Raw genomic sequence first — 12,637 nt, forward strand, 5'->3', positions numbered from 1 at the left:
TTTCCAGCTTGTCGCGGCCCAGCTGGTCCAGCCCGCCGACTTCCAGCACGATCGTCGTCGCGTCCTTGCCCAGCCGGAAGCTGGCGAGCCTGTCGCCTGCTGCGGTCTCGAGCGCGTTGCGGATTGCGGTTTCGTCGGGGGTCATCGCTGCGTCCAGTCGGCGGCAAGGGCCGTTTGCTCAGGTTTGTGCGCCATAATGGCGTTTGCGTGATGCGTCATTGGGCCTCTTGCACCATTGGCGGAAAAATCCAATGCCGAACCCCCTGTTTTTGCCCGTGACGATACCTATAAGGGAAGCATGACGAAAAAGGGTGGGTCCTTGAAGGACGGCATTTTGGCCATGGCCGGTAAGAGCCCGTGGGGCTCCTCGCCCGGCGGTGACGACAACGACAGCTCCGGCGTGAGCGGATCGGACGGCGGCGCGACGCCTCCGCCGGTATCCGAAGGCGGCAACAAACCGCGCAACCCGTGGTTGCCCGGCGGTGACGACGGTTCCTCTGGCCCGCGCAAGGCGGCCAATATCGAGGACCTGTTCAAGCACCGGCAGGCCCGCAAGGGCGGCGGTGGCGGCGGTGGTTTCCCCCGCATGCCGCAGGCACCTGGCGGCAAGAGCTGGGCGCCGCTGATCCTGATCGGCGTGATCGCGCTCTGGCTGCTGATTTCCGGCGTCCACCAGATCGGTCCGAAAGAAGAAGGCCTTGTCACCACGGCTGGCCGCTATTCGCGGACGATGGGTCCGGGCCTGCAATTCTCGCTGCCCTGGCCGATCCAGAACGTCGAGATCGAGGACGTGACCTCGATCCGCACCGACACGATCCCCGAGGGTGAGGCCGAGAAGCTGATGCTGACCGGTGACCAGAACCTTGTCGACCTGTCGTACATCGTGCGCTGGAACATCAAGGACCTGAAGCAGTACACTTTCCAGATCGACAACCCCGACCAGACCGTGACCGAAGTTGCCGAGGCCGCGATGCGCGCCTCGATCGCGGAAGTGACGCTGGACGATGCGTTGTCGGGTTCGGGCCGTGCCCAGGTCGAACAGGCCGTGCGCACCCGCATGCAGGCTTTCCTCGACGCCTATGGCGCAGGCGTTGCCGTGCAGGGCGTCGAAATCAAGAAGGCCGATCCGCCGTCCGCCGTCGTCGATGCCTTCCGCGAAGTGCTCGCCGCGCAGCAAGACGCGCAATCCGACATCAACCGCGCACGCGCTTGGGCCGAACAGGTCACCGCGCGGGCAGAGGGTGAGGCGACCGCTTTCAACAAGGTTTACGAGGAATACCGCCTCGCCCCCGAAGTGACGAAGCGCCGCATGTATTACGAAACTATGGAACGCGTTCTGAAACAGACCGACAAGACCATCGTCGAAGCCGACGGCGTGGTGCCTTACCTGCCCCTGCCCGAAGCGGGCCGCAACCGGACGTCCTCGTCCAGCGAAGGAGGCCAGTGATGGAACAGACCTGGCAGCGCTACAAGGCGTGGATCATTGCCGCAGGCCTCGTCGTCGTGGGTGCGCTTTCGACCGTGTTCGTCACGCCCGAAACCGAACAGGCGGTGATCCTGCGTAACGGGAAACCGCTAACCATCGTCAACAAGTTCCGTCCGAACGAGGATTACGGGAACACGGGTGCGGGCATCTGGTACCGCATCCCGCTGATCGACCGCGTCGTCTTCGTCTCGCGCCAGATCCTGGCCGTCGACATGCAGCGACAGGAAGTGCTCAGCCGCGACCAGCGCCGCCTCGAGGTGGACGCTTATGCGCGGTATCGCGTGATCGATCCGACCAAGCTGGTCCAGACCGCCGGTTCGACCGGTCGGGTCGAGGAACAGCTGCGGCCGATCCTGAACTCGGTCCTGCGCCAGCGTCTGGGCACTCGCAGTTTCCAGGCATTGCTGACCGCCGAACGCGGTGCAGCAATGAAGGAGATCAAGGAAGGCTTCGACAAGGAAGCGCGTGAATACGGCGTGCAGGTCATCGACGTGCGCATCAAGCGTGCCGACCTTCCCGCCGGCCGCCCGCTCGAAACCGCCTACACCCGGATGCAGACCGCGCGTAAGCAGGAATCGGACACGATCCGTGCGCAGGGCCAGAAGCAGGCCCAGATCATCCGCGCAGAAGCAGAGGCCGAGGCCGCGCAGACTTATGCGTCGGCCTTCAATAAGGACCCGAACTTCTACGACTTCTACCGCGCCATGCAGAGCTATGACGCGGTATTCACGGGCGATGACGACAACAGCTCGATCATCATGTCGCCCGACAATGAATACCTGCGCCAGTTCAGGGGAACGGGACGCTGAGCAGGTTCTTTAGTCTGAAGGGTGCAAAACGCGGGTACGGGATGTTTCCATTCAATCCGCGTTAAGCCCCCAACGGCTGGAATGGGGCGGGACATACTCGCCGGATCGGCAGGCCCGCCGCCTGCACGGTCCCTTGCCGGGCCCTCGGGATGGGGCGCGGCACCATGACGGAATGATGTGAAGAGGAATTCATAACGTGCGTTACGCCTATACGCTCACAACCGCACTGCTTCTGGGCGGAGCCGCGGTTTCGCTGGCCACCGGCTATCCCGCCGGCGCGCAGGTTGCCCAGAACGACGATACGACGATGGCCCGCGTGGTACCGCGCGGTGGCGCCCCGGCAAGCTTTGCCGACCTTACCGAACAACTGCAGCCTGCGGTGGTGAACATCTCCACCCGCCAGCGCGTGCAAGTGAACGGCGGCGGACAGAACCCGTTTGCCGGAACGCCGTTCGAGGGCCTGTTCGGCGGCCCCGGCGGCCAGCCCACCACGCGTGAGGCGCAGTCGCTCGGCTCGGGCTTTATCATGAGCGCGGACGGCTATGTCGTGACGAACAACCACGTCGTTTCGGCGCAGGGTCGCAACGGCACGATCGAGGCGATCACGGTTACCACCACCGACGGCACCGAATACGATGCCGAACTGGTCGGCACCGATCCGCAGTCGGACCTGGCCGTACTCAAGATCAACCGCGCCAAGCCCTTTCCCTTCGTGAACTTCGGCGACAGCCGTACCGCGCGCGTGGGTGACTGGATCATCGCCATCGGCAACCCCTTCGGCCTTGGCGGCACGGTGACGAGCGGGATCATCTCTGCCGTCTATCGCGCCACCGGTTCGGGCAATGCCTATGACCGCTATCTCCAGACCGACGCGGCGATCAACCGGGGCAACTCGGGCGGTCCGATGTTCGACATGGGCGGCAACGTCATCGGCATCAACAACGCCATCTTCTCGCCCACCGGCGGCAGCGTCGGTATCGGCTTTGCCATTCCGGCAGAGACCGCCGAACCGATCGTGCGCAAGCTGATCGCGGGCGAGGCGATCGAGCGTGGCTATCTTGGCATCCAGATCCAGCCGGTTAGCGAGGATCTCGCAGCATCGCTGGGCATCGATCACAACCGCGGCGAATTCATCCAGTCGGTCGTTCCGGGCGAAGCTGCGGCCAAGGCCGGCCTTCAGGCAGGTGACGTCGTGCTGCGCATCGCCGGCAAGGACATCACGCCCGAACAGACGCTGTCGTACATCGTCGCCAACACCGAACCGGGCACGCGTATCCCGATCGAACTGATCCGCAACGGCAAGCGCATGACGGTGAACGCCGTCGTCGGCACACGGCCGAGCGAGGACGAACTTTCGCAGAGCTTCGCCAATCCGGACGATGAAGGCGAAAATGGCTATAACAACCCGCGCACCGATGGCGACCAGTCGTACATCGCGGAAAAGCTGGGCCTGTCGGTTACGCCGCTCACTGCGAACATCGCTCGCCAGCTTGGTGTCGGCGAAGACGTCGAAGGTCTCGTCATCGCGGCGGTCGACGGCACTTCGGATGCGGCCACCAAGGGCCTGCGCCGCGGCGATATCGTGCTGACGGCAAACTACCGCGACGTCACCACGGTCGAACAGCTTGAAGGCATAGTCCGCGAGGCCGAGGACGACGGACGCGAGGCCGTTCTGCTGCGCGTTCAGCGTCGCGGCCAGCCCGCGATCTACGTGCCGCTTCGCATGCGCTGATCGGCATAGCGCCTTAAAGAAAAGGGCCGCTCCCGCATGCCGGGGGCGGCCCTTTCTCTTTGTCCGAAAGGTTCGTGCCTAACGGTCGCGCAAGGCGGCCTGGACGTCGATCACCCTGACGCCTGTATCGTCGGTACGCACGCCGCTTTGCTGTTGGCGATTGGACGCGCCCTGCTGACGGCCTTGCTGTTGCTGCTGACCAGCGCCGGACTGCGGCTCTTCCCGTCCCGTCGCGCGGTCGAGGAAATCCTCGTCCACGGCAGGGGGCGCAGCGGGCGACATGCCGTCGGGCCCATAACCACCGTCGCGATAGCCGCGATCGTCTTCGTAGCCCGGACGCGGATCACCGGGGCGCCAGCCATCGTCGGGCGGAGCAACGTAACTACCATCGGGGCCGCCACCATAAGGCTCGATGCGGTTCCCTTCCTCGTCGACGAAGTAGTAGTCGCCGGGCTGGCCGAACCATGCCTCGTCGTCAGGCTCAAGCTGCCATGCGGGAAGCTTCACCTCGGTATCGAATTCCTCGACCGGACGCTTGGCCACCGCGACTTTCATGAAGTCCGCAAAAGCACGCGCAGGGGCGGAACCGCCGGCAAGGCCCGGAACGCGCTTGGCATCGTCACGCCCCATCCAGACGCCGGTCGTGACCCCGCTGGAAAAGCCAAGGAACCAGCCGTCCTTGTTCGAAGAGGTCGTACCCGTCTTGCCCGCAACCGGACGTCCGATTTGCGCCGCGCGGCCCGTGCCGGTGCTGACCGCCGTTTGCAGCAGGTCGGTCGCTTGCGCCGCGACATAGGGCGCAACCAGAAGCTGCTCGCGCGATGCGCGGCGTTCGTACAGCAGCTCGCCACTCGACGAAGTTACGCGGGTGATGCCGTAAGGCTCGACCGAGGTGCCCTTTGCGGCCACCGCGGCAAAGGCACGCGTCAGGTCGATCACGCGCACTTCCGACGCGCCCAGCACCATCGAGGGATATGTCGAGATTGGCGAGGTAATGCCGAAACGCTGCGCCATCGAAGCGACGGTGCCAAAGCCCACTTCGTTGCCAAGCTGCGCCGCCACCGTATTCTTCGAATAGGCGAACGCCGCGCGCACATCGATCATGCCAGCATAATTGCCGCCCGAATTGCGCGGGCTCCACCCGTCGATGGTGATCGGCTTGTCCTCAACCGGCGTGTCGGGCGTAAAGCCCGCTTCAAGCGCAGCGAGATAGACGAACAGCTTCCACGCCGAGCCCGGCTGACGCAGCGCATCGGTCGCGCGGTTGAAGTTGCTTTCGACATAATCGGTGCCGCCCACCATGGCGAGGATCGCGCCATCGCGATCGAGGCTGACGAGTGCACCTTGCGCGCCCTTGGGCACGTTGTTCTGGATCGCGGTCGTCGCCGCTCGCTGCATACCGACGTCAAGCGTGGTCCAGACCTCGATCGGTTCGAACGTGTCAGGCACGATGAAGTCGAGCTGCGGCAGGACCCAATCGGTGAAATAGCGCACCGAGTTCTGGCCATATTCCGGCTTCAGCTCGATCGTGTCGAGATCGACATCCGCCGCTTCGCCCGCCGTAATGAAACCCTGTTGCTGCATGAGCGCAAGAACGGTCCCTGCACGGCCCACCGCGGCCTCTGCATCGGCGGTCGGCGAATAGCGGGACGGTGCCTTCACCAGGCCTGCGATAATCGCGGCCTCACCCACCGAAAGCTCATCCGCCGGATGGCTGAAGAACAGGCGGCTGGCGGAATCGATGCCATAGGCGCCGCCGCCGAAATAGACCTTGTTGAGATAAAGCTCGAGGATCTGCTGCTTGGTGAACTTGCGTTCCAGTGCCAGCGCCAGGATCGCCTCGCGCACCTTGCGGTCGAAAGTCTTGTTGTTGTTGAGGAAGATATTACGCGCCAGCTGCTGCGTGATGGTCGAACCACCCTGCCGGAAAGCGCCGGATTCCACGCGCACCTTTATCGAACGCAGCACGCCGATCGGATCGACGCCATAGTGATCGTAATAGCGCCGATCCTCCACCGCGATCATCGCGTTGCGCATGGATTCCGGGATCTGGTCATACGTCAGCCAGCGGCCATAACTGGGCCCGATGGACACGATCTCGCGCCCGTCACGCGCGCGAACGACGATCGTCTGGCCATGCTCGCTGGCTTTCAGCGAGGAATAGCTGGGAAGCGAATTCTTGGTCGTCCAGACCGCGATGGCCAGTGCGGCAACTGCCAGCAGGCCGATGACGAGGCCGGTAATGAACAGCCGCTTTATCCAGCGGCCCACGAAGGAACCGCCGCTACTATCTTCACGCTTGCTGCGCCGCCGTTGTTGTTTGGCCATTGCCGCCCGTCAGTCAGCCCGGACATGCCGGGGTAGGAAAACATGGCCACTTCATGGCCAAGGTCCTTCTAACGCTGGCTGAACAGCCTTGCGCGGTCAATCGTCCGACCCGTCCTTTTCCGCCTCGAAATCGAGCGCGGCGCTATTGATGCAGTAGCGCATGCCGCCTGCTTCGGGCGGGCCGTCGGGGAAGACATGACCAAGGTGGCCGTCGCAGTTGGAGCAGACGACTTCGGTACGGACCATGCCGTACGACGTGTCGCGATGCTCGGTTACGCTGTCGCCTTCGCTGGGCTTGGTAAAGGCAGGCCAGCCGCAGCCGGAATTGTACTTGGCGTCGGATTCGAACAGCTTCTGGCCGCATCCGGCGCAGTAGTATTCGCCCTCTTCATAGAACTTGTCGAACTTGCCGGTGAAGGCCCGTTCGGTCCCTGCCTCGCGCAGAACGTGGTACTGCTCGGGGCTCAGCTTATCGCGCCATTCGGCCTCGGTCCGGCCGGTCTTGTCGGTCATGATCAATCCTGCGTGATGCTTTTGGTCTCTGCAGGAACATGGGTAGCGGGCACCGGCCCTACAAGCAGGACCGACCCGTCATGGCCGGTGACGACCAGCCGCGTGCCGACTTCGGCATCCGCGCCGTGGGCCAGCCACTCGCTATCACCCAGCCGCACGCGCCCTTCGCCCCCGTCGATCGCCTGCGTCACCACGACGCGCGTGCCGACCAGCCGCGCGCCCTTGTCATTCATCAGCGGATCGGTCGTCTCGGTCCCCGCGTAATCGAACCAGCGCCGCGCGGCGAAGACCGAGAAGGCGGAGAACACGATGAACGAGAGGATCTGGATCGAAGTCTCGATATCGGTGACCGCGGTGATAAGACCGGTGAGAAACGCGGCCGAGGCCATCCAGATCAGGAAATACCCCGGCGCGATCATCTCCGCGCCGGCAAGCACCAGCCCGAGGATCAGCCAAAGCCAAGTCGCATCGAGATCGCCCAGCCAGTCCATGTCGCGTCAGTCCCCGTAAGTGCGCGGAACGCTTGGGCGGCGGGTCGTCACGCTGGCCCCGCTGTCGCCGGGCTGCGCGGCGCCGGCAGGCGGAGTGACGGCATCGCGCACCAATTCGCCGATCCCGCCGAGCGAACCGATAAGCTGCGTCGCCTCAACCGGGAATAGGATCGTCTTGGCATTGGGCGAGGTGGCAAAGCCCTCAACTGCCTCGACGTATTTCTGCGCGACGAAGTAATTCAGTGCCTGCGTGCCCGAAGACGCGATGGCTTCGGACACCACGCGGGTCGCTTCTGCTTCCGCCTGCGCCTCGCGTTCGCGAGCTTCTGCGTCGCGGAACGCGGATTCCTTGCGGCCCTCTGCCTCTAGGATGCGGGCTTGCTTCTGACCCTCGGCGCGCAGAATTTCCGATGCTCGGCTACCCTCGGCCTCCAGGATTTGTGCGCGCTTCTCACGTTCTGCCTTCATCTGGCGGGCCATGGCGTCGGAAATGTCGCGCGGCGGGCGGATATCCATGATTTCGACACGCGTGACTTTCACGCCCCACGGCGAAGTCGCATGGTCGACGACAGACAGCAGACGCGCGTTGATGTCGTCGCGCTTCGACAGTGTCTCGTCGAGGTCCATCGAGCCCATCACCGTGCGCAGGTTCGTCGTCGTCAGTGCCTGGATCGCGTTTTGCAGGCCCGACACCTCGTAGGCAGCCTTGCCTGCGTCCAGCACCTGGAAGAACACGACGGCATCAACGCCGACCATCGCGTTGTCCTTGGTGATGATTTCCTGCCCCGGAATGTCGAGGACCTGTTCCATCATGTTGATCTTGTGCCCGACGCGGTCGATCAGCGGCACGATGATGTGCAGGCCCGGATTGGCCGGCTTGGTGAAGCGGCCCATCCGCTCGATCGTGTAGACGTAGCCCTGCCGAACGACGCGAACGCTGCTGAACAGGAAGATAAGCAGCACCGCCAGCAGGACGATGAGAAACAGATCCATGTGATACGACCCCCGTATTTTCCCCGCGCGGCCAGTCGATCCCGTCGCCGCCCGCGCTTTATATCATGCGCGACAGTCGCTTGCCGCCGCGCGCGGGTCAATAGTGCGTCTCAGTTCTCAGGCTTGGCCAGTTCGAAGCAGGTGCCAATGTCATAGCGCTGCACCCCGCCCGGCGCTGCTGCGGTTTCGGCCACGCTCTTCGCCTCATGAGCAAGAACCGCATCTGCCTCACCCTCCGTGCGCCCTTGTTCCGCCAGTTCGCGGCGGGCACGGGCCTCCAGCACCGCTGTCATGATCCGCAGGTCCCTCGCCCGGTCGCTAGGCCCCTCAGCCTTGTGCACTTCGTCAAAAGAGAGCCGCATGATTGCAGTGCATTGCGGCAGGTTGGGTTCGATCAACGGTTCGACTTCGGCATCGAGCAGAGAAAGGCACGGCGGCATCACCGCGCGTAGCACGCCATCGGCATCGCCGTCGGTCGCGGCCTGAGCCTGAAGCCCGGCTGCCGCATCGCGCATGGCGGCGGCGACCTGTTCCTTGCTCCATCCCGCATCGATCAGGGAAGCGCCAGTGCGCACCATGTATTCGCGTCCACGCCAGCGAAGCGGCGGGTAGCTTCGCATTCCTCCCCGCTGCTGCTCACCCGCGACAATGGCGAACGCGGCGGAACAGCGAACGGCGGCGCGATTCTCTGCCGATAGAGCCGGTTCAGCCGCCGCGCCCTGCAGAAAAACAAGCGAAGCGGCGAAAGTGAAAATATGCGGTAAAAGACTGATCATCGCCGCGATTGTTGCCTTGAATCCATAGTGCCGGTCAAACGTTTGCAGGCCCGACACTCTTGTCATTTGATCTTCCGATATTCTCGGTTATCTACAGCAGCCTATGGCCTACAACCATGAGGATCTGAGCAGCAGCGCCTTTGACGGCAGCGGCAACGAGGAACGGCGTCTCGCCGAGCTCGAGGCGTATGAGATTCTCGATACGGAGGCGGAGCGTGGTTTCGACGATATCGTCTTCCTCGCCAAGAACGCCTGCGGAACGCCGGTCGCCCTGATCAGCCTGGTCGACGACAAGCGCCAGTGGTTCAAGGCGCGGTCCGGTTTCGATGCCTGCGAAACGCCGCTCGGCTCTTCGGTTTGCCGTCACGGTCTTGCATCGCGCAACCTGCTCGTCATTCCCGACCTTACGGCCGATGCGCGCACGCGGGAAAATCCGCTGGTTACGGACGACCCGTGCATCCGGTTCTATGCCGGCGCGCCTCTCGTCACTCCGCGCGGCACGGTCATCGGCATGCTTTGCGTGATCGATACCAAGGTGCGGCCCGAAGGGCTGACCTGCGATCAGCAGCGTTCTTTGCAGGCGCTGGCCGGCCAGGTCATCAGCCAGTTCGAACTGCGCAAGGCGATCAAGCAGAAAGACGCCGCGATCAGGCATGAGCGCGCCGAAGCAGAGATGCAGCGCCGCGCGGTCGAGCGACTGCAGCTTGCGGAAGAAGCAGGGCACGTCGGCGCCTTCGAAGTGAACTTCGAAAAAGAGCGTATCGTCGGTACGCGCGAGTTCTGGCGCATTCACGGTCTGGACGAAGCACCGTTCTATTCGATCGCCGACATGAGCCGGCTGGTCGGAGGGACCAGTGACATCGATGCGGCCATGCGATCCGGTGGGATCGAGCAGGGCGAATTCGCGATCCGCCGCGCCAATGACGATGCAGAGCGTTGGCTGGAAGTCCGATCGAAAGTGATCCACGACGATTCAGGCAATGTCATCGGCCTGACCGGTGTGACGACCGACGTGACCGATCAGCGCGCGATCAATAACGAGATTTCCCACCGGCTGAAGAACACGCTGGCACTTGTGCAGGCGATTGCCGGTCACACGATGCGGCAAGTAACCGACCCTGAACCGGTGCAGGAATTCAATCGCCGCGTCTCTGCACTGGCCACGGCGCACGACATCCTGCTCAGCCGCACGCAATCGGCAGCGGGCGTGATGGAATTGGCCGAAGGCGTACTTTCGCGCCTGTCGATCGATGACCGCGTCGATCGCTGCGGACCAGACGTAAAGCTCGCTTCGCGCTCGACCCTGGTGCTTTCGATGCTTCTGCACGAACTGGGCACGAATGCGATGAAGTACGGCGCGCTGTCTTCGCCCGAAGGCCGGGTCGGCATGAAAGTACATCTCGAGGATCGAGACGGGGCCGAATGGCTAGTGATCGAATGGCTGGAAAGCGGCGGTCCGCCGGTTATCGCGCCTGATCGCAAGGGCCTGGGCGCGCGGCTCATCGAACGGGGTATCGCACCCGACGGCGAGACCGAGATCGAATACAACCACAACGGTTTCCGCGCGACGATCGCCTCGCCCATGGCGCAAGTCGGCGCCTGAGCCCCAAAAATCTGACAGATCAGGCCCGCGGGGGCTGGCGGCGATAGCTTAGCGCCTCGGCAACATGGATGCGCCCGATGTCGCGCGCACCGGCAAGGTCCGCGATCGTGCGGGCGACGCGCAGGATCGGACATAGCCGCGCGCCGACAGCCGCATCGCGTCGGCTGCCTGCATCAGCAGCTTGCGACCGGCTTCGTCGGGCTGGGCGAAAGACTCCAGCGCTTCGCCGTCGAGGTCGGCATTGGTGCGCGCGTCGGTCCCTTCCAGCCGCGCAGTCTGGATGTCCCGCGCCCGCGCCACGCGCGCGGCCACTTCGGCACTGCCCTCTACCGGCGGCGGCAGGGCGAGATCGCGGGCCGATACGGGATCGACCTCGACATGAAGGTCGATACGGTCAAGCAGCGGGCCGGAAACCTTGGACTGGTAATCGGCCGCACACCTGGGCGCGCGCGAACAGGCGAGCGCCGGATCGCCCAGATGTCCGCAGCGGCAAGGGTTCATCGCCGCGATCAACTGCACGTTCGCAGGGAAAGTAACGTGCGCATTGGCCCGCGCCACGCTGACTTCCCGCGTTTCCAGAGGCTGCCGCAGCGAATCGAGCACGGCGCGCTGGAACTCGGGCAGTTCGTCGAGGAACAGGACGCCGAGATGCGCCAGACTGACCTCGCCCGGCTTCACTTTCAGCCCCCCGCCCGTAAGAGCGGCCATCGACGCCGAGTGGTGCGGTGCGCGAAACGGACGCGCGCGGCTGATCCGCCCGTCTTCGAGCAGGCCTGCGACCGACTGGACCATGCTTGTCTCCAGCGCCTCACCGCTTGTCAGAGGCGGAAGGATACCCGGCAGGCATGACGCGAGCAGCGACTTGCCCGCACCCGGCGGGCCGATCATCAAGAGGTTGTGGCCGCCAGCCGCCGCGATTTCGAGCGCGCGCTTGGCGGTTTCCTGCCCCTTCACCTGCCTCATGTCCGCCTTCGGCGCGGCCATCTCGATCGCGCCGGCATCGGGCGCGGGCAGCTGCTGCGTGCCTTTAAGATGGTTCAGAAGGCTGATGAGGTCGGGCGCGGCGATCACCGCCTCGCCATCGGCCCAGGCCGCCTCGGGCCCTTGCGAGGCAGGGCAGATCAGCCGCTTGTCGTCGGCGGCCGCGTGCATCGCGGCCAGCAGGACCCCGGGGGAGGCAACGATTCGTCCGTCGAGCGCGAGTTCGCCGACAACGACATGGTCGGACAGTTGCTCGGCATCGGTAACGCCCATCGCAGCCAGCAGAGCGAGGGCGACCGCAAGATCGTAGTGCGAACCTTCCTTGGGCAGGTCGGCAGGCGAGAGGTTGATCGTAATCCGCTTGGGCGGCAGGGCAAGGCCCATCGCGGCCAGCGCTGCGCGAACACGTTCGCGACTCTCTCCTACCGCCTTGTCGGGCAGGCCGACGATGTTGAAAGCAGGCAGTCCCGGTGCCAACTGGCACTGAACTTCCACGCTGCGCGCCTCCAGCCCGAGATAGGCCACGGTGCGGACCAGTGCGACCATGTCTTTGATGCGACCCCGAAATTTCCTTTATTCGTTGTCATGGACCGGGATATAATCGCGTGTCGAGAGCCACGATCACGCTAACCACATGCTTGACTCTGTTCCGTCATGCCCGTAACGGCGCACGCACACAGGCGGTCGCCTTCAACGGCGGCCCTTTTTGTTCGTGTCGCAGATGCGGCCATCAGTCGAAGATTTTGAGGAATTCGCCATGAAGCGCACTTTCCAGCCGAGCAACCTCGTGCGCAAGCGTCGCCACGGTTTCCGCGCCCGCCTCGCCACCCCCGGTGGTCGCAAGGTTCTGCGCGCCCGTCGTGCACGCGGCCGCAAGAAGCTGAGCGCCTGAGCCTAAGCGCGTGTCCGCGTCCGGTATGATCCG

10 protein-coding genes and 1 pseudogene are annotated in these 12,637 nt (G+C 64.1%); 5 read left to right on the forward strand and 6 right to left on the reverse strand.

The annotated features are described in order from the left end of the window. The first annotated feature begins 298 nt into the window (after positions 1-298). The 3 genes from hflK to KIH45_RS10950 all read left to right on the forward strand — a co-directional run bounded on the left by hflK (position 299) and on the right by KIH45_RS10950 (position 4,027). The gene (hflK, locus tag KIH45_RS10940; RefSeq protein ID WP_225899826.1) at positions 299-1,447 is read left to right on the forward strand and encodes a protease modulator HflK; all 1,149 of its coding nucleotides are present in this window, start codon (positions 299-301) and stop codon (positions 1,445-1,447) included. Further along, positions 1,447-2,295: a protease modulator HflC gene (gene hflC / locus KIH45_RS10945; RefSeq protein ID WP_213176023.1), complete on the forward strand. Its 849-nt coding sequence runs from the start codon at positions 1,447-1,449 to the stop codon at positions 2,293-2,295. The genes hflK and hflC overlap by 1 nt, the downstream gene beginning before the upstream one ends. A gap of 196 nt (positions 2,296-2,491) precedes the next feature. Beyond that, positions 2,492-4,027 carry a Do family serine endopeptidase gene (locus KIH45_RS10950; RefSeq protein ID WP_213176024.1) on the forward strand — a complete coding sequence of 512 codons (1,536 nt, stop codon included), beginning with the start codon at positions 2,492-2,494 and terminating at the stop codon, positions 4,025-4,027. Positions 4,028-4,105: 78 nt separating this feature from the next. Here KIH45_RS10950 and KIH45_RS10955 read toward each other — a convergent pair whose 3' ends face one another. The 5 genes from KIH45_RS10955 to KIH45_RS10975 form a co-directional block, all read right to left on the reverse strand. After that, positions 4,106-6,355, reverse strand: a complete 2,250-nt coding sequence (locus tag KIH45_RS10955; RefSeq protein WP_213176025.1) for a transglycosylase domain-containing protein — start codon at positions 6,353-6,355, stop codon at positions 4,106-4,108. 96 nt (positions 6,356-6,451) lie between these two features. Then, complete coding sequence (msrB, locus tag KIH45_RS10960) at positions 6,452-6,868, reverse strand: peptide-methionine (R)-S-oxide reductase MsrB (protein WP_213176026.1); 417 nt, start codon at positions 6,866-6,868, stop codon at positions 6,452-6,454. Between the two features lie 2 nt (positions 6,869-6,870). Next, on the reverse strand, positions 6,871-7,359 hold the full coding sequence (locus KIH45_RS10965; RefSeq protein ID WP_213176027.1) for an NfeD family protein: 489 nt from the start codon (positions 7,357-7,359) through the stop codon (positions 6,871-6,873). Positions 7,360-7,365: 6 nt separating this feature from the next. Beyond that, complete coding sequence (locus tag KIH45_RS10970; protein ID WP_213176028.1) at positions 7,366-8,352, reverse strand: SPFH domain-containing protein; 987 nt, start codon at positions 8,350-8,352, stop codon at positions 7,366-7,368. Between the two features lie 110 nt (positions 8,353-8,462). Beyond that, positions 8,463-9,128: a hypothetical protein gene (locus tag KIH45_RS10975; RefSeq protein ID WP_213176029.1), complete on the reverse strand. Its 666-nt coding sequence runs from the start codon at positions 9,126-9,128 to the stop codon at positions 8,463-8,465. A 103-nt stretch (positions 9,129-9,231) separates the two neighbouring features. Between KIH45_RS10975 and KIH45_RS10980 the strand changes: the two genes are divergently transcribed. Beyond that, entirely contained in the window at positions 9,232-10,731 is a 1,500-nt protein-coding gene (locus KIH45_RS10980; protein WP_213176030.1) for an HWE histidine kinase domain-containing protein, read from the forward strand. A gap of 19 nt (positions 10,732-10,750) precedes the next feature. Here the strand turns inward: KIH45_RS10980 and KIH45_RS10985 are convergent. Then, a pseudogene (locus KIH45_RS10985) lies at positions 10,751-12,258 on the reverse strand (YifB family Mg chelatase-like AAA ATPase). A gap of 211 nt (positions 12,259-12,469) precedes the next feature. Here KIH45_RS10985 and rpmH point away from each other — a divergent pair. After that, positions 12,470-12,604 (forward strand): 50S ribosomal protein L34, encoded by a 135-nt coding sequence (rpmH, locus tag KIH45_RS10990; RefSeq protein WP_066557510.1) that lies wholly within the window; start codon positions 12,470-12,472, stop codon positions 12,602-12,604. Positions 12,605-12,637 lie beyond the last annotated feature (33 nt).

It is taken from the genome of Croceicoccus gelatinilyticus, from assembly GCF_018398395.1.
GTDB lineage: Bacteria > Pseudomonadota > Alphaproteobacteria > Sphingomonadales > Sphingomonadaceae > Croceicoccus > Croceicoccus gelatinilyticus.